Origin of the sequence: Bradyrhizobium sp. WSM1253 (assembly GCF_000244935.1) — a bacterium.
Classification (GTDB): domain Bacteria; phylum Pseudomonadota; class Alphaproteobacteria; order Rhizobiales; family Xanthobacteraceae; genus Bradyrhizobium; species Bradyrhizobium canariense.
Genome location: NZ_JH600073.1, coordinates 6,104,381 through 6,121,426, shown reverse-complemented (window position 1 = coordinate 6,121,426; position 17,046 = coordinate 6,104,381). Strand labels below are relative to the sequence as shown.

Sequence of the window (17,046 nt, the reverse complement as noted above, 5' to 3'; positions counted from 1 at the left end):
CTTGGGGATTCCCTGTATGGAAACACCCTCTCCCCAGCCCTCTCCCGCAAGCGGGAGAGGGAGCGCACCTGTGCTGCGGCAACAGTAAATCTAATCGCGCCGTTAGATCCCGAGCCGGTCGCGCACCCGGCCTGCGATCACTGCCGTCGTCACGCCCACCGGCCAGAATGCGTGCATCGGGATCGGCTTGATGCCGGTGACGGGCATGTCGAGCTCGGCCTTGGCGCCTCCGATCAGACGTCGTGCGAGCTGTGCGCCCATCGCGGTCGAGAGCGCGACGCCGCGGCCGTTGCAGCCGAGCGAGATCAGGACGTTGTCCGCGGGCTCGTGCACATGCGGATAATGATCCCCGGTGATGGCGAGCCGGCTGTTCCAGCCATGGGTCCAGGCGACGCCCTCGAGTTGCGGCCATAGCCGCTCGGCGTATCGCATGAGATAGGCGACGTCGCGCGGCGAATTGATCCAGCGCATCGGACCACGACCACCCATCAAGAGGCGGTTCTGCTGATCGACGCGGTAATAGACGGTGATGTGGCCGCTCTCGTAAAGGACGGGACGCGTCGGCATGATCGAACGGGCCACATCGTCGGACAACGGCGCGGTGGCCGCGATCGAGGAGAACACCGGCACGATGGTTCGGCGAAGCGCCGGCCAGAGATCGTCCGTAAAACCGTTGGTCGCGAGCAGCACCTTGTCGGCATGCACCACCGCGCGCGGCGTCCCGATGCGCCAACGGCTGCCCTCGCGGCGTAGCGACAGCGCCGGTGTCTCGCCGTGCACCTTTGCGCCCGCGGAGATCGCGGCGCGCGCGAGACCGCGGGCATAACTGAGCGGATGCAGATCGCCGCCGCGGGTATCCAGCATGGCGCCGACGTAGCGATCGGTGCCGGTCATCGCGCGCAGCTGCTCGCGGTTCAGGTACGACACCGGCATGCCGCGGGCAGTGCATTGCCGCGCGGTTGTCTCGATCGCGGCGGCGCTGGCCTGGTTATAGGCCGCGCGCAGCGTGCCGTTCTGCCGCGCCTCGCACGGGATCTGGTAGCGGCGGATCAAATCGTGGGTGAAGTTCGTCGTGCCGTAGGAGAAGTCGATCATGCGGCGGCCGAGCTCAGTGCCAAAATCGGCTTCGATCTGATCGGGGTCGTGCTTCAGTCCCGGATTGGTGTGGCCGCCATTATTGCCGGATGCGCCCCAGCCCGGCTCCTGCGCCTCCAGCACCAGTGCCTCCACGCCCTGCTCGGCCAGATGCAACGCCGTGGACAGACCGGTGTAGCCGCCGCCGACGATGGCGACCGAGACCGTCTTGTCGATTTCGAGCGGCGGCGTGGCCACCGGCGCGACGGCGGTGTCGGCATAGAGGGACGGCGGCAGAGGCAGGCGCGTGGTCATGGCAAGGACCGGTCAGAGCGGATGCAGCACGCGGCGCAAAAAATCCTGCGTGCGCGGATGCTGGGGTTGATTGAGCAGCGCCTTGGCCGGCCCCTGCTCGACGATGACACCGCCGTCGATGAACAGCACGCGGTCGGCGACGTCGCGGGCAAAGCCCATCTCGTGCGTAACGACGACCATGGTCATGCCGTCGTCAGCAAGCTTGCGCATCACGCCGAGAACGTCGCCGACCAGTTCAGGATCGAGCGCCGAGGTCGGTTCGTCGAACAGGATGGCCTTGGGCTGCATCGCCAGCGCCCGCGCGATCGCGACGCGTTGCTGCTGGCCGCCGGAGAGCTGCGGCGGATGTTCGTTGGCTTTCTCGGCAAGGCCCACCTGGGCGAGCAGCGCGCGGCCACGCTCGAATGCGGCAGCGCGCGGCTCCTTCTTCACATAGAGCGGACCTTCGACCACGTTCTCCAGCACCGTTCGGTGCGGAAACAAATTGAAGCGCTGGAACACCATCGAGACCTGGGTGCGGACTTGCACGATCGACGGCGCGTCGCGGTCGACCTTCAATCCCTCGACGCTGATCTCGCCGCGGTCGTAGCTTTCGAGACCGTTGATACAGCGCAAGATGGTGGACTTGCCGGAGCCGGAGGGCCCGACGATGCAGACCACCTCGCCCTTCTGCACGGAGGCCGTGATGCCCTTGAGCACCTCGTTTTCGCCAAAGCTCTTGTGGACGTCGGTCAGCTCGATCATTTCTTGCCGGCCCGCTTCTCGAAATGACGGACCAGCAGGATCAGCGGAATGCTCATGGTGAGATACATCAGCGCAACCATCGTGAACACGTTGGTGTTCTTGAAGGTCGAGGACGCGATCAGCTTGCCTTGCAGCGCGAGCTCGGCGACCGTGATGGTCGAGGCCTGCGAGGAATCCTTCAGCATCATGATCATGACGTTGCCGTAAGGCGGCAACACGATTCGCACCGCCTGCGGCAGCACGACGCGGCGCATGGTCAGCCACCAGCCCATGCCGATCGATTGCGCCGCCTCGATCTGCCCCTTGTCGATGGCCTCGATGCCGGCGCGGAAATTTTCCGCCTGATAGGCCGAGTAGGCGATGCCGAGCCCAAGGATCGCAGCCTGCAACGCGGACAGCGTGACGCCGAGATCCGGCATCACGAAGTAGAGGTAGAACAACAGCACGATGATCGGAATGCCGCGGATCACATTGATCAGGCTGGCGCTGAGCAGCGACAGGACGCGGATGCCGGAGACCCGCATCATCGCCCAGACGAGGCCAAGCACCGTCGACAGCAGCAGCGAGCCGATGGTGACGACGATCGTCAGCACGACGCCGCTCATCAGGATCGGGAAGAATTCCGCCGCGTCGTGCCAGAAGCCTTTCATCGATCAGCCTTCATCGATTGACCTCTCGCGATCAACCCTGCGCCTTCAGGCCCCATTTATCGAGGATCTTCTCGATGGTTCCGTTGGCCTTGAGCTTGGCGAGCGAGGCGTTGATCTTGCCGAGCAGCGCGCTCTCGCCCTTGCGGACGCCGATGCCGACCGAGCCGACAGTAGCAGGCTTGTAGCTGTCGACGAGCCGCACCTCGGGGAAGCCGCCCTGCTTCAGATTGTAGGCGAGGATCGGATAATCGGCATAACCGGCCTTGAGGCGGCCGGTGTTCACGTCGCGCAGGATGTCGGGAATGGTATCGTAGGCCTTGACGTCGGCGAACAGGCCGGACTTCTTCAGCGCATCGACGAAGGCGGTGCCGACCTGGGCGCCGACCGTCTCGCCTTTCAGATCGTCCTGCGTGGCGTAGGCCTTGGTATCGCCCTTCGGCACGACGAGGCCTTCCCCGTAAGTGTAGATCGGATCGGAGAAGTCGACGACCTCCTTGCGCGGCGCGGTGATGAACATCGCGGCCGCGATGATGTCGATCTTGCTGGAGGTCAGCGACGGGATCAGCGCCGAGAACGCCATCGGCTCGATCTGCACGTTGAGGCCGGCATCCTTGCCGATCTCGGTGATGAGATCGACCATGATGCCCTGGATGGTGTTGGTCTTGGTGTCGAGGAAGGTGAAGGGAATGCCTGTCGGCGTCGAACCAACCTTCAGCACCTGCTGCGCCGAAGCCGGCGCTGCTGCGGCAATCGCGAGTGCCGCGACCGCGGCCTGGACAAAACGCTTCAACGCCATCGCATTCCCCTTTGGGCTCGGCCGATGGCGGCGCTCGCAGATGTCGTGATCGCAGACATTGCGGGCCGAGCCGTTTCGGCCTATTTTCACCAACATGAAAATTTGGTCACACTTTCGCGGGTCATGCAAGCGGTTTTCATGCACATGAAGGAAGCGGTTTGACGTGAGCGGTGGCAAAAGAATGCGCAGACCGGCCGCCGCAAAGCCGGTGAAGAAGGTGCAGATAAAGGCGAAGGCGAAAGCCAACGCCAACACCAAGGCTATCGCCAAAGCCGCCGAGCCCGCGATGGACATCGCGGTCGGCCGCCGTATCCGCGATCTCAGGCGCATCAGGCAATTCTCGCTCGAGACGGTCGCTTCGCGCACGGATCTGTCGATCGGCTTCCTCAGCCAGATCGAGCGCGGCCTGTCGTCGCCGTCGCTGCGTGTGCTGGCCACGCTCGCCGACGTGCTCGGCGTCGGCATCGCCGCGCTGTTCGGCGCGAGCCCGAACGCCGACGGTGCATCCAATCAAATCGTCACGCGCGGGCTTCAGCGGCCCGAGCTGAAGCTCTGGCGCACCGGCGTGTCCAAGCAATTGCTGAGCCCGGCCAGCGCCGACAACCGGCTCAACCTGTTCCTGGTGCATCTGGAGCCAGGCGGCTCCACCGGCGACGAGCTCTACACTCATGACGGCGAGGAAGCCGGCCTCGTCCTCGAAGGCGAGATGATGCTGACGGTGGACAGCGAGACATGGTCGCTGAAGACGGGCGACAGTTTTCGGTTTGCAAGCCGGCGGCCGCACCGGTTTTCCAATCCGGCCAATGACGCGAAGTCCGTGGTGCTGTGGGTGAACTGCGTGACAGGGACGGCGTAGCCGCAGTTGTCATTGCGAGCGAAGCGAAGCAATCCAGACTCTCACCGCGGAGACACTCTGGATTGCTTCGTCGCTTCGCTCCTCGCAATGACGGGAGGATAGAGTCTTAGCCGAACCGGTACTTGTACCGGTCCACCGTCAGCGCGCTCACGTCAATGTCCGGTTTCTTGCCCGACAGCATGTCGGCGAGCACGCGGCCGGAGCCGCAGGACATGGTCCAGCCGAGCGTGCCGTGGCCGGTGTTGAGGTGAAGGTTGGCGTATTGCGTCGGGCCGATCACGGGCGGGCCGTCCGGGGTCATCGGGCGCAGGCCGCTCCAGAACGTCGCCTTGGAGAGATCGCCGCCGCGCGGGAACAGATCGGTCAGCGAATGATCGAGCGTGGCGCGGCGCGCATCATAGAGCTGGCTCGAGAAGCCGGAGATTTCGGCGGTGCCGCCGACGCGGATGCGATTTCCCAAACGGGTGATGGCCACCTTGTAGCTCTCGTCCATCACAGTCGATTCCGGCGCGCCGGAAACGTCCTTGATCGGCACCGTGATCGAATAGCCCTTCACGGGATAGACCGGCAGCGAAATATCGAGCGGCGCGACCAGCCGCGACGACCAGCTTCCGAGAGCGAGCACGTAAGCGTCTGCCTGCAACATTCCGGCGCTGGTCACGACGCCGCTGACGCGCGCGCCGTCGGTGACGATGCGGTCGATGCCGGTGTTGAACATGAAGCGCACGCCGAGCGCCTCGGCATGCTTGGCCAGCGCCTGCGTGAACATGTGACAGTCGCCGGTCTCGTCCTGCGGCAGCCGAAGTCCGCCCGCGAACTTCTCCTTCACGCCCGCCAGCGCCGGCTCGGCCGCAATGCAGCCCTCACGGCTCAGCACCTCGAAGGGCACGCCGTACTGCTTGAGCACGGCGATGTCCTCACCGGTGCCGTCGAGCTGGGCCTGGTAGCGGAACAGCTGCAGCGTGCCCTGGGAGCGCTCGTCATACTGGATGCCGATGTCGCGGCGCAGATCGCGCAGGCAATCGCGGCTATATTCCGCGATCGGAATCATCCGGCTCTTGTTGATCGCGTAGCGTTCGCTGGTGCAATTGCGCAGCATCTTCAGCAGCCAGACCCACATCACGGGATCGAGCTTCGGCCGGATCACAAGGGGGCCGTGCTTCATCAGCAGCCATTTGACCGCCTTCACCGGTACGCCGGGGCCGGCCCAGGGCGAAGAATAGCCGGGCGACACTTCGCCGGCGTTGGCAAAGGAGGTCTCGAGCGCCGGTTCGGGCTGACGGTCGACAACCGTCACCTCATGGCCGGCACGCGCGAGGTAGTAGGCAGAGGTGACACCGATGACACCGCTGCCGAGGATCAGAACTTTCACGCTTGGTCAAACTCCCGCGGCATCACGCTCGCCGCTGCAAGAGGAACTCCGCAACGGCGAGAGCAATTATCAGGCCACCCGCTTGATGGCATCGCCGAGGATCGACACGATATCGTCGATGTGGCTCTTCTCGACGATGAGCGGAGGCGACAGCGCAAAGCTATCGCCGCTCATGCGGAAGTACAGCCCGCGATTGAAGCAATCGACCATGACGTCGTAGCCACGCACGCCGACGGTACCGTCACGGGGTGACAGCTCGACCGCGCCCATCAGGCCGCAATTGCGGATGTCGACGACGTTGGGCAGGCCCTTCAGCGAATGCAGCGCATCGCGCCAGTATTCGGAGATCGACGCACCGCGCGTCAGCAGGCCCTCGTCCTTGTAGATGTCGAGCGTCGCGATGCCCGCGGCGCAGGCGACCGGATGCGCCGAATAGGTATAGCCGTGGAACAGCTCCATCGCGTTCTCCGGGCCGACCATCAGGCCGTCATGCACCTTGCGGCTCGCGAACACGGCGCCGCAGGGAATGGTGCCGTTGGTGATGCCCTTGGCCGTCGTCATCATATCGGGCGTGACGCCGAAGAAGTTGGCGGCGAACGGCGTGCCGAGGCGGCCGAAGCCGGTGATGACCTCGTCGAAGATCAGGAGGATGCCGTGCTTGTCGCAGATCTCGCGCAGGCGCTGGAGATAGCCCTTCGGCGGCGGCAACACCGCGGTCGAGCCCGGCACGGGCTCGACGATGACGGCAGCAATGGTCTCGGCGCCGTGCAAGGCCACCAGCCGCTCGAGATCATCGGCGAGCTCGGCGCCATGCTCGGGCTGATCCTTGGCGAAGGCGTTGCGGGTGAGATCGTGGGTGTGGCGAATGTGGTCGACGCCCGGCAGCAGGGTCGCGAAGGCACGACGGTTGGCGACCATGCCGCCGACCGAGGTGCCGCCGAATCCGACGCCGTGATAGCCGCGCTCGCGGCCGATCAGGCGGGTGCGGCTCGCCTGGCCGTTGGCACGGTGATAGGCGAGCGCGATCTTCAGCGCGGTGTCGACCGACTCGGAGCCGGAATTGGTGAAGAAGATGCGATCGAGGCCCTTCGGCGCGATCTCGGCCAGACGCTCGGCGAAGTCGAATGCCAGCGGATGGCCCATCTGGAACGACGGCGCGAAGTCCAGCGTCATCAGCTGGCGCTCGACGGCGGCGGCGATCTGCTTGCGGCCGTGGCCGGCATTGACGCACCAGAGGCCGGCGGAGGCGTCGATCACCTTGCGGCCGTCGACGGTGGTGTAGTGCATGCCCTCGGCCGAGGAGAACAGGCGCGGCGCCTTCTTGAACTGCCGGTTGGCCGTGAACGGCATCCAGAACGAGTCGGTCTTGATGGTGTTCGGAATCTGATGAAGGGTCACGGGCCACGCTCCTTTGCTGACCTGCTACCAGAGGCACGGCTTGAAAAGCGCAACAAGTCCTTTTCTGACCGGCTGCAAGCCATTGATTTGACTAGGGCTGCCGGTCCATATTTGCGCGATCCGCAACACCTGCAACACGGGACAGGGACATGAGCGTCGATATCGGTGGACGGCTGCGATTCATCCGGGCGCGCCAGAAGCTGTCGCAGCGCGAACTCGCCAAACGCGCCGGCGTCACCAATTCGACGATCTCGCTGATCGAATCCAACCAGATGAACCCCTCGGTCGGCGCGCTCAAGCGCATCCTCGACGGCATTCCGATGGGGCTCGCCGAGTTCTTCGCGCTGGAGCCGGAGAGCCGGCGCAAGATATTCTACCGCGGTGAAGAGCTGACCGAGGTCGGCAAGAAGCCGATCTCGTATCGGCAAATCGGCGACAATCTGTTCGGTCGCAGCCTGCAGATCCTGAAGGAGCGCTACGAGCCCGGCAGCGACACCGGGCGCGTTCATCTCGTCCATGACGGCGAGGAAGGCGGCATCGTGATCTCGGGCAAGCTCGAAGTCACCGTCGAGGACGAGCGCCGCATCCTCAATCCGGGCGATGCCTACTACTTCGAGAGCCGTCGCCCGCATCGCTTCCGCTGCGTCGGCGGCAAGCCGTGCGAGGTGATCTCGGCCTGCACACCGCCGACGTTTTGAAGTTGTCCGCAATCCTACGGAGCCACCGGTATCTTACGGAGCTTGAGCCATCTCAATTTCCGCAGCCTGATCCTCTATATGTTTCGAGCCATAGCCAAGCAGCCTCCGCTTTCCGGAGGCGCTTCGTAACAGGGCTCGCTATGAAGATCACGCTCGCAAATGCAGAGGCCGCGCTCGATGAAGTGCAGCGCGACAGCGACAAGCTCCATTCGGAGGAGCTGCGCAAGACCATCGCGAATTACATCGAGGCGCAGCGAGAAGCGCTCAAGGCTCTACGCAAGAAGCTGCATTAGCACGCGGCGGAGCAAGACGGCCTCGCCGGCCGCTGCTAAAAGCCTACGTCAGCAACTCCTCCATCCGGATCGGGAAACGGCGGACACGTACGCCGGTCGCATGCCACACCGCGTTGGCGACTGCCCCTGCACTGCCGGTGATGCCGATCTCGCCGACACCCTTGATGCCGAGCGCGTTCACGTGCGGGTCGTGCTCATCGACCGTGATCACGTCGAGCGGCGGCACGTCGGCATTCACCGGGATATGGTACTCGCCGAGATTGGCGTTCATGATCCGGCCGGTGCGGCGGTCGGTGATGGCTTCCTCGTGCAACGCGAAGGACAGGCCCCAGATCATGCCACCGAACAGCTGGCTCTGCACCATGCGCGGGTTGACGATGCGCCCCGCGGCGAAAGCGCCGACCATGCGGGTGACGCGGACCTGGCCGAGCTCGGGATCGACCTTCACCTCCGCGAATACCGCGCCATGGGCGTGCATCGCATACTCCTCCATCGCGGCCGGATTCGGCGCGCCGGTGCCGCGCGCCTCGACCTCGGCGACGCCGGCACGCGCGAGAATCTCGGAATAGCTTTCGCCGCGGCTCTCGTCGTCGCGCCGGATCAACCTGCCATCGCGCGCGATCACGCCGGCATTGCCGGCGCCGAACAGCGGCGAGCGCTCGTCGCCGGTGGCGAGATCGGCGAGCTTCGCAACCACGGCCGCGCCTGCGCTGTGGATCGCAGCACCCGCGGTTGCCGTATGTGCCGAGCCGCCGGCAATGCCGGCATCGGGCAGGTCGGATGAACCCGCCTTGAACTCGACGCGATCGATATCAAGCCCGAGTTCGTCGGCCGCAATCTGCGCAAGCGCCGTCCAGGCGCCCTGCCCCATGTCATGCGCGCCGATTTCCATGGCACCGGAGCCGTCGCGGCGAAGCACGGCACGCGCTTCGGCCTGGAACATCAATGCCGGGAAGGTCGCGGTACCCATGCCCCAGCCGACCAGAAGACCATCGTCGTCCCGCATCTGCCGCGGCTGGAGCGTTCGCTTCGCCCAGCCGAAGCGCGCCGCGCCCTGCTCGTAGCAGGCGCGCAGCGCCTTGGACGAGAACGGCTTGCCGGTGATGGGCTCGACCTCGGCATAGTTCTTCAGACGAAAGGCGAGCGGATCGATGCCGCAGGCCCAGGCCATCTCGTCGATCGCGCTCTCCAGCGCGATCGAGCCGGTCGCCTCGCCGGGCGCGCGCATGAACAGCGGCGTACCGGTGTTGACGCGCACGGCATCATGCGACGTGCGGATCGCAGGCGCCGCATAGAGCGTGTGCGAGGCATCGGCCGCGGGCTCGTAGAAATCGTCGAAGGTGCTCGACACGGTGCGCGCGTGGTGATCGAGCGCGGTCAGGCGCCCCTCGCCGTCGGCGCCGATGCGCAGCCGCTGCCGCGTCGGCGCGCGGTGGCCGACCGGGCCGTACATCTGCTCGCGGCGCAGCACCAGCTTGACTGGTTTGCCGACGAGCTTTGCCGCCATGATGCCGAGGACCGGAGGGCCGGCCATGAGCCCCTTCGAGCCGAAGCCGCCGCCGAGGAACGGGCTGCGGATATGGATCTTGTCGTGCGCGATGCCGAACAATTCGGCAACGCGCGCCAGCGACAGCATGAGGCCCTGGGTCGGCATGTCGATCTGCAGATTGTCGCCGTTCCAGGCAGCCACGATCGCATGCGGCTCCATCGCATTGTGATATTGCGGCGGCGTTTCGTAGACCGCGTCGATCCGCTTCTCGGCCGACGCAAGCTCCGCCTCGACATCGCCGCGGTAATTTTCCGTCGGGTTGCCGACGCCGACGACCGGCGGCACGAAGCTCTCACCCGCGTCGAGACCGATGAGCGCGGGCAGCGTCTCGTAGTGCGGCGCCAGCAGCGCCGCGCCTTCCGTCGCCGCCTCCAGCGTCTCGGCGATTACGACGGCGATCGGCTGGTTGGCGTAGCGGACCTCATTGCTCTGTAGCACCTCCATCCGGAATACGAATGGATTGGTCTTGATCTCGGGATCGATCGCGAGCTCAGGCTTGTGATCCGACGTCATGACATCGACGACGCCGGGATGACGTTTGGCAGCGCTGATATCGAGCGAGGTCACACGGCCACGCGAAATGCTCGCGACCGCCATCACCGCAAACAGCATGCCGGGCGGATGGTTGTCGGCGGCGTAGGTCGCCTGGCCCTTGACCTTGAGAACCCCGTCGCGGCGGGTCAGCGGCTGGCCGATGTTCGAGCCGTGGCGCAGATGAGCGGGCGCGCTGGTGAGATTGAGTTCAGGCATGGATCGCTCCGGACGTCGAGGCAAAGGGAGAGGCCGGCAGCGCGGCGATGCGCGCGGGCGTACCGGCGGCGGCAAGGCTCAGCGCGCGCACGACGACGCGGCGCGCGAGCTCGATCTTGAAGGCGTTGTCGCCGGACGGTTTTGCGTCGGCGAGCGCGCGCGAGGCGGCTTCCTGGAAAGCGTCCACCGTGGGCGGGACGTTCCTGAGCATGTCCTCCGCGGCGCGGGCGCGCCAGGGCTTTGCGGCGACACCGCCGAGCGCAAGCCGCGCCTCCGCGATCTTGCCGTTCTCGATCCGCAGCGCAGCGGCAGCCGAGACGACGGCAAACGCGTAGGACGTTCTATCGCGGACCTTGAGATAGCGCGCATGAGCCGCAAAGCCGCGCGCAGCGGGCGGCAGGCGCACCGCGACGATGAGATCACCCGGTTCGAGCGCCGATTCACGCTCGGGCGTATCGCCGGGCAGGCGATGCAGGTCGTCGAGCGCGATCTCGCGCCGCCCGCTCCTGCCCTCGATCTCGACGATGGCGTCGAGCGCGACCAGCGGCACGCAGAAGTCGGATGGATGCGTGGCGATGCAGTTTTCGCTCCAGCCGAGCACGGCGTGGGTGCGGTTCTCGCCGTCACGCGCGTCGCAACCGCTGCCGACCTCGCGCTTGTTGCAGCGGCTGGCGGTGTCGTAAAAATACGCGCAACGCGTCCGTTGCAGCAGATTTCCGCCGACGGTCGCGGCGTTGCGCAGTTGCGCCGACGCGCCGGAGAGCAGCGCTTCGGCGACAGCCGGGTAGGCCTTGGCGAAGTCGGCGTCATGCGCAAGATCGGCGTTGCTCACCAGCGCGCCGATACGCACACCACCGTCGGCAAGGCGCTCGATCTGATCGAGCCCGTCGAGATGCGTGACGTCGACCAGACGATCCGGACGGCTGACGCCGCCCTTCATCAGATCGAGCAGATTGGTGCCGGCGGCGAGATAGACGGCGCCCGGCTGCGCCGCGGCCGCGACGGCTTCGGCGACCGTGGCCGGCCTGACGTAATCAAATTGCTTCATGCGGAGCGCCTCTGATTGGATTCGTCCATCCCGGCCTGCGCGTCGAGCACGGCATCGACGATGCCGGCATAGGCGCCGCAGCGGCATAGATTGCCGCTCATGCATTCGCGGATGCGCTCGGGATCGTTGCCGGCCTGTGCCTCGCTCATCATGCCGATCGCGCTCATGATCTGGCCGGGCGTGCAGAAGCCGCACTGAAAGCCGTCATGGGCGATGAAGGCGGCCTGCACGGGGTGAAGCTGGTCGCCGCGCGCCACGCCCTCGATGGTGAGAATGTCGGCACCGTCATGGCTAATGGCCAGCGCGAGGCAGGAGTTGATCCGCTTGCCGTCGACGAGAATGGTGCAGGCGCCGCATTGACCGCGGTCGCATCCCTTCTTGGTTCCGGTCAGGTGGAGGCGCTCACGCAGGAGATCGAGCAACGTGACGCGCGCATCGTCGAGGACGAAGTCGCGCCGCGCACCGTTCACGGTGAGGCTGATGGAGTGGTTCATATAAGGCTCCGATCAGATATGGACATGAGTCGTCGCGCAGCGCGCCACCGCCGTGGCCGCCGTCGATTCCGCGCCGCCCGAATATCATCCGAGCCAACGTCTTCAGCGAAGATACGGAGGCAGCCTCCGCTTAACAAGGGCCGCCGAAAAATTTTGGAATTCGTCAAAAGCCCGTGCGCATCAACGCGATGCAGCCCCACAAGGGTTCAATCTAACCAATTCGTGATCTACAGTGCCGGCATGGACGACCACACCGATCAGATCCGCAAGCCGCGTGCCGATGCCGTGCGCAATCGCGAGCGCGTGCTCGAGGCGGCGAAAGCCGTGTTCAACGCGGGCGGGCCGGAGGCGAGCCTGGAGGCGGTGGCAAAACGCGCCGGCGTCGGCATCGGCACGCTCTATCGGCATTTCCCGACGCGCGAGGATTTGTTCGAGGCGGTGTACCGGCGCGAGGTCGAGCAGCTCAGCGAACTCGCCGAGCAGTTGAAGAATGCGAAGGACCCGGTGGATGCGCTGCGGCGCTGGCTGCGCTCAGGTGTCGAATTCGTTGCCACCAAAAAGGGCATGGTGGCAGCCCTGGCACTCGCGGTGCAGAGCGGGTCGGAGTTGCATGCCTTTTCCTTTGAGCGCCTGAGCAAGGCGATCGGCTCGCTGCTCGATCGGGCAGCCGCGGCCGGCGCGATGCGCGCGGACGTCAGCCCCGAGGACTTGCTGCGCGCGTTCTTCGGCATGTGCTACATGCACGACCAGCCCGGCTGGCAATCCTCGGTGCTGCGGATGCTCAACGTGTTCGTTGACGGTTTGCGGGTGCAGCCTGTCGTGAAAGCCAAGGCCCGCGTGGCCGCCAGGCCCGCGAAGCCGGCTGCAAAGCGGAAGCGATAGCCCGCGAGATGTGCTAGGATCGGCGCCGCCCGGGATTTCAACGCGGAGCCTGTCATGCGCATCGCCGCCTTGCTGGTCTTTCTCAGTGTCGCCTTCGGTCCGATCTCGGCGCGTGCCGACGATGTCGCGACGGCACAGGATATCATCCGCGCCCAGGAGCAGGCATTCGGCCGCGACGACGCGCGCGCGGCCTATTCCTACGCCGCACCGGCGATCCGGGAGATCTTCCCCGCGCCCGACATCTTCATGTCCATGGTGCAAAACGGCTACCCGCCGGTCTATCGGCACAAGAGCTTTGAATTCGGCGACAGCAAGAGCGAGGGCAGCCGCATTGCCCAGCACGTCCATATCATCGACGCCAATGGCGAGGCCTGGGAAGCGCTCTACACGCTCGAGCAGCAGGCAGACGGCAGCTACAAGATCACGGGTTGTTCGCTGCTGAAGGCGGGACAGGCAGTCTAGGTCGCAAAACCTGGACCGGTCCTGACTGCATTCATCCGCGAGCGGATCAGCAACGTCAGCACGATGCCGATATTGAGCGCGTTCCACGCCACACCGTTGGCGAACGCCGCTGCATAGGAACCTGTCGCGTCGAAGATGACGCCCGAGACCCAGCCGCCGAACGACATGCCGAACACGGAGGCGAAGATCACGATGCCGACGCGGGTTGCGGCCTCGCTCGCCGGCATCGCCTCGCGCACGATGATGGCATAGCTCGGCACGATGCCGCCCTGGAACAGGCCGAACATCGCGGAGATCAAATAGAGCGAGGTCAGGCTGTCGAAGAACAGGTAGAATACGAGCGCAAAGCCTTGCGCCAGGGCGCCGATCAGAAGCGTCGGGATGCCGCCGATCTTGTCGGCGAGGTAGCCCGAGCCGATCCGACTGACGATGCCGCAGGCCATCATCAGCGACAACATCTCGGCGCCACGCGCCACGCCATATCCGAGATCGCCGCAATAGGCGACGATATGCACCTGCGGCATTGCCATGGCGACGCAGCAGGAGATGCTGGCGATCGAGAGCAGCACCGTCAGCGTATTGGTCGAGAGCTTGAGGTCGACCCGCGGCGGCGCTGCATTGGCATGATCGTGAACCTTGTCGTCGCCCATCTGCGCGCGCAGGACCAGCACCAGGATGGTCATCAGGCTGACGCAGACGAGGCCGATGCCGATGTGCGTGTAACGCCAGCCGATCGTCTGCATGCCCGTGCTCACGAGCGGCGGCCACATCGTGCCGGCGACATAATTACCGCTCGCGACGATGGTCACGGCCAGGCCGCGATAGCGCTCGAACCAGTGGGAGGCCTCCGCCATCAGCGGCGCGAAGGTCGCCGACGTGCCGAGCCCGATCAGGAAATACGCCGCCACGAACTGCCAGAGCTGGGTCGACAGACCCGCCAGCACGTTGGCGACGCCGAGGAAAGCGATGCTGATCGCCATCGCCGCCACGATGCCGAACCGGTCGGTGATCCTGCCGGCGATGACGCCGCCAAGCCCGAAGCCGAACATCATCAGCGTGAAAGCCAGCGACACCGCGCCGCGCGTCGCGGAGAATTCGGCCTGCACCGCGGGAATCATCACCACGATCGCCCACATGCCGACGCCGCCGATCGAACCGATCAGAAGCGCAATGACGAGGCGCATCCAGGCCTGACGCGAATCAGGGGTGAATGTTTCAGGTGTTTGTCCCGATTGATTTGGCGCGTGCACGGGCGGGACCATGGCCCGCGGATCGCCACAGGGTCAACCATTGTGGCGCGATATTGGGCATGCACGGTGCACTGCGGTAAGAAGGAGCTTGGCGAACGCGCGTTTTGTCATTATTTTGCAAATCAGCGCGTGCAACATCGCCGCGCGAAGGGCATGTCGGCGGAATGTTGCTGCGATTGACACGATCGATGCGGATCAGGGTGGGGCGTGTGATTGCCCTTGCCTATTTGTTCTGCGTGCTCGCGCCGGCCGCAAGCCTCGCCTGGGGTAGCGGTCCAGCGCCGTGCCTCGACGACGCGCTCCTCGCCGACCTCGTGCCGGTGCATCACCAGATGCAGGCCGGCCACACGCATGACGGCGCCTCGCATGACCACGCCGGGCCGCATGCGCATCACCAGACCGCCGCGCAGGACGCGCCCACCGTCCCTCATCATCACGACGGCAAGGGTACGCCGGGACCGTGCTGTGCGATGATGTGTGTGAGCGCGCTGGCGGCCGACCTGCCCAGCGTCGCAAAGCCGCTTCAGCCGGTTTCCGCCTGCTCGCCCGAGATCGTGGCCAGCCTGCACAGCGCGGCGCCGCCCCTGCTCTACCGCCCTCCCATCGCCTGATCTGACGCGCGACGACGTCAGGCCGAGCGCGCACCCGCGCGCGCGAACCTGTGGTCTCCAGACAGATCAGGGATGACTCATGCTTACGCTTTCCGGGGCGAAGTCCGCCGCTGCATCCGCGGCGCGGGGACGACACTTTCGATTCAATTGGCCGCTGCTGGCCGCGACGGCATTGGCGCTGTCCGGCTGCGTGCCGGCAACGACACAAGTCGCGGGCGCTGATCCTGCCGATCCCGCGACCAAGGTCGCGCGCGCCGGCTATCATTCGACGATTGCGCCCTACACCAGCCTGCGGCCTGCGACGCCGGCACCATGGCGCCAGCGCAACGAGAACGTCGCGCCGCAGCCCAAGCAAGACCGGTAGGAGCGCGTCATTGACACACCGTCTCGCGCAAAGCCTGCTCGTTCTTGCCTCGCTCGGCCTGTCAGGCTGCGCCGCCTTCTCGCCCGACAGCGGCATGAATGCCGTCTCGGAGCTGACGAGCCAGACCCTCAAAAAGGATGTCGCCTTCGTGCGGACGGCCGAGGGAGCCGGCGCGGTCGACGCGCGCGTTCGCCAACTGCTGTCGCGAACACTCAACCCCGAGACCGCCGTGCAGATCGCCCTGCTCAACAACAAGGGGCTTCAGGCCGCCTATAACGAGCTGGCGCTGGCCGAGACCGATCTCGTCGAGCAGAGCCTGCCGCCCAATCCCGTGTTCTCGGTCTCGCGGATCTCGGGCAACGGCGCCAGCGAAATCGAGCGTCAGGTCGTCGGCGACATCCTCGCGCTCGCCACTCTGCCGTTTCGTTCGGAGATCGCCCGCGACCGTTTTCGTCAGGCGCAATTGCGCGCGGGTCTGGCGACGTTGCGGCTTGCCGCCGATGTCCGCCGCGTCTATTGGCGCGCCGTGGGCGGCAACGAGATGGTGGCGTTGCTGACGGATGCGAAGGCGACGGCGGAATCGACCGCACAGCTCGCGGTCAAGCTCGGCGAAACGGGCTCGATCAACAAGCTCGATCAGGCTCGTGAACAGGTGTTTTACGCCGAAACCACCGCCGACCTTGCCACCGCGCGACAGACGGCGACGAGCGCGCGCGAAAAGCTGGCGCGCCTGATGGGACTGTGGGACGGCGGCCTCGACTTCCGCCTGCCCAACCAGCTGCCGCCGCTGCCGCGCCGGCCGCAGGCTTTGCCGTCGATTGAAGCCGACGCGGTCGCCCATCGCATCGACCTTCAGATCGCGCGGCTCGAGCTGACCGCGCTCGCGAAGTCGCTGAACCTCACGGAGGCGACGCGCTTCGTGACGCTGCTCGATCTCGCCGGCATCTCCCGCCGCACCCGGGATCCGGAAGGCGCGCCGTTCCGCGAACGCGGCTTCGACGTGCAGTTCCAGATCCCGATCTTCGACGGCGGCGAGGTGCGGGTGCGGCAGGCGGCGGAGACTTACAATTTCGCCTTCAATCGGCTGACCGAGCGCGCCGTGAACGTACGCTCCGAGGCGCGCGATGCTTACCGGATCTATCGCTCGGGCTACGACATCGCCAGCCACTATCAGCGCGAGATCATCCCCTTGCGAAAGATCATCACCGAGGAGATGCAGCTCCGCTTCTCCAGCATGCAGGTCGATATCTTCGCGCTGCTCAACGAGGCGCGGCAGCGACTTGCGTCGCTGCGCGGTGCAATCGATGCGAAGCAAAGATTTTTCCTTGCCCAGTCCGACTTGCAGACCGCCGTCAATGGCGGCGGCGCGCCTGCTGACGGCGACAATTCAACCACTCTCGCCGCGGCAGCGCCTGCCGATGGCGGTCACTGACATGGAGG

At 65.6% G+C, this 17,046-nt stretch carries 18 protein-coding genes; 8 read left to right on the top strand and 10 right to left on the bottom strand.

From position 1 onward, the window contains the following. Positions 1-102: 102 nt before the first annotated feature. From BRA1253DRAFT_RS29910 to BRA1253DRAFT_RS29895, 4 genes are read right to left on the bottom strand one after another with little or no spacing between them, the layout of a single operon-like run. Positions 103-1,389: an FAD-binding oxidoreductase gene (locus BRA1253DRAFT_RS29910; RefSeq protein ID WP_007600587.1), complete on the bottom strand. Its 1,287-nt coding sequence runs from the start codon at positions 1,387-1,389 to the stop codon at positions 103-105. A 12-nt stretch (positions 1,390-1,401) separates the two neighbouring features. Beyond that, positions 1,402-2,133, bottom strand: coding sequence for an amino acid ABC transporter ATP-binding protein (locus BRA1253DRAFT_RS29905; protein WP_007600586.1), 732 nt, complete (start codon positions 2,131-2,133; stop codon positions 1,402-1,404). Beyond that, entirely contained in the window at positions 2,130-2,783 is a 654-nt protein-coding gene (locus BRA1253DRAFT_RS29900; RefSeq protein WP_007600584.1) for an amino acid ABC transporter permease, read from the bottom strand. Before BRA1253DRAFT_RS29900 ends, BRA1253DRAFT_RS29905 begins: the two co-directional genes overlap by 4 nt. Before the next feature lie 31 nt (positions 2,784-2,814). Then, positions 2,815-3,579, bottom strand: a complete 765-nt coding sequence (locus BRA1253DRAFT_RS29895) for an ABC transporter substrate-binding protein (RefSeq protein ID WP_007600582.1) — start codon at positions 3,577-3,579, stop codon at positions 2,815-2,817. A 181-nt stretch (positions 3,580-3,760) separates the two neighbouring features. Here BRA1253DRAFT_RS29895 and BRA1253DRAFT_RS29890 point away from each other — a divergent pair, with 181 nt between their 5' ends. Further along, a complete protein-coding gene (locus BRA1253DRAFT_RS29890; RefSeq protein ID WP_007600580.1) occupies positions 3,761-4,435 on the top strand; it encodes a helix-turn-helix domain-containing protein in 675 nt (224 codons plus the stop codon). A gap of 106 nt (positions 4,436-4,541) precedes the next feature. Here BRA1253DRAFT_RS29890 and BRA1253DRAFT_RS29885 read toward each other — a convergent pair whose 3' ends face one another. Together BRA1253DRAFT_RS29885 and BRA1253DRAFT_RS29880 are read right to left on the bottom strand one after the other, a co-directional pair. After that, positions 4,542-5,807 (bottom strand): D-amino acid dehydrogenase, encoded by a 1,266-nt coding sequence (locus BRA1253DRAFT_RS29885; protein ID WP_007600579.1) that lies wholly within the window; start codon positions 5,805-5,807, stop codon positions 4,542-4,544. Between the two features lie 69 nt (positions 5,808-5,876). Then, entirely contained in the window at positions 5,877-7,205 is a 1,329-nt protein-coding gene (locus BRA1253DRAFT_RS29880; protein WP_007600575.1) for an aspartate aminotransferase family protein, read from the bottom strand. A gap of 149 nt (positions 7,206-7,354) precedes the next feature. Between BRA1253DRAFT_RS29880 and BRA1253DRAFT_RS29875 the strand changes: the two genes are divergently transcribed. After that, complete coding sequence (locus tag BRA1253DRAFT_RS29875; RefSeq protein ID WP_007600574.1) at positions 7,355-7,903, top strand: cupin domain-containing protein; 549 nt, start codon at positions 7,355-7,357, stop codon at positions 7,901-7,903. 140 nt (positions 7,904-8,043) lie between these two features. Further along, positions 8,044-8,196: a hypothetical protein gene (locus tag BRA1253DRAFT_RS44635; protein WP_007600573.1), complete on the top strand. Its 153-nt coding sequence runs from the start codon at positions 8,044-8,046 to the stop codon at positions 8,194-8,196. Positions 8,197-8,239: 43 nt separating this feature from the next. On the opposite strand, the gene BRA1253DRAFT_RS29870 is transcribed toward BRA1253DRAFT_RS44635, so the two are convergent. The 3 genes from BRA1253DRAFT_RS29870 to BRA1253DRAFT_RS29860 are packed head-to-tail and all read right to left on the bottom strand — an operon-like array spanning position 8,240 to position 12,037. Next, on the bottom strand, positions 8,240-10,495 hold the full coding sequence (locus BRA1253DRAFT_RS29870; protein WP_007600572.1) for a xanthine dehydrogenase family protein molybdopterin-binding subunit: 2,256 nt from the start codon (positions 10,493-10,495) through the stop codon (positions 8,240-8,242). Then, on the bottom strand, positions 10,488-11,543 hold the full coding sequence (locus BRA1253DRAFT_RS29865; RefSeq protein WP_007600571.1) for a xanthine dehydrogenase family protein subunit M: 1,056 nt from the start codon (positions 11,541-11,543) through the stop codon (positions 10,488-10,490). Before BRA1253DRAFT_RS29865 ends, BRA1253DRAFT_RS29870 begins: the two co-directional genes overlap by 8 nt. Next, on the bottom strand, positions 11,540-12,037 hold the full coding sequence (locus BRA1253DRAFT_RS29860; RefSeq protein ID WP_007600564.1) for a (2Fe-2S)-binding protein: 498 nt from the start codon (positions 12,035-12,037) through the stop codon (positions 11,540-11,542). The genes BRA1253DRAFT_RS29865 and BRA1253DRAFT_RS29860 overlap by 4 nt, the downstream gene beginning before the upstream one ends. A 240-nt stretch (positions 12,038-12,277) precedes the next feature. Here BRA1253DRAFT_RS29860 and BRA1253DRAFT_RS29855 point away from each other — a divergent pair, with 240 nt between their 5' ends. Beyond that, on the top strand, positions 12,278-12,919 hold the full coding sequence (locus BRA1253DRAFT_RS29855; protein ID WP_007600563.1) for a TetR/AcrR family transcriptional regulator: 642 nt from the start codon (positions 12,278-12,280) through the stop codon (positions 12,917-12,919). A 54-nt stretch (positions 12,920-12,973) separates the two neighbouring features. After that, a complete protein-coding gene (locus tag BRA1253DRAFT_RS29850) occupies positions 12,974-13,381 on the top strand; it encodes a DUF4864 domain-containing protein (RefSeq protein ID WP_007600562.1) in 408 nt (135 codons plus the stop codon). Here BRA1253DRAFT_RS29850 and BRA1253DRAFT_RS29845 read toward each other — a convergent pair. After that, a complete protein-coding gene (locus tag BRA1253DRAFT_RS29845; RefSeq protein WP_007600561.1) occupies positions 13,378-14,643 on the bottom strand; it encodes an MFS transporter in 1,266 nt (421 codons plus the stop codon). The genes BRA1253DRAFT_RS29850 and BRA1253DRAFT_RS29845 overlap by 4 nt on opposite strands. A 152-nt stretch (positions 14,644-14,795) precedes the next feature. Here BRA1253DRAFT_RS29845 and BRA1253DRAFT_RS29840 point away from each other — a divergent pair, with 152 nt between their 5' ends. From BRA1253DRAFT_RS29840 to BRA1253DRAFT_RS29830, 3 genes are all read left to right on the top strand, one after another. Further along, the gene (locus BRA1253DRAFT_RS29840; protein WP_035994215.1) at positions 14,796-15,242 is read left to right on the top strand and encodes a hypothetical protein; all 447 of its coding nucleotides are present in this window, start codon (positions 14,796-14,798) and stop codon (positions 15,240-15,242) included. A 79-nt stretch (positions 15,243-15,321) separates the two neighbouring features. Then, entirely contained in the window at positions 15,322-15,606 is a 285-nt protein-coding gene (locus BRA1253DRAFT_RS29835) for a hypothetical protein (RefSeq protein ID WP_007600560.1), read from the top strand. Between the two features lie 10 nt (positions 15,607-15,616). Further along, entirely contained in the window at positions 15,617-17,038 is a 1,422-nt protein-coding gene (locus tag BRA1253DRAFT_RS29830) for a TolC family protein (RefSeq protein ID WP_007600559.1), read from the top strand. Positions 17,039-17,046 lie beyond the last annotated feature (8 nt).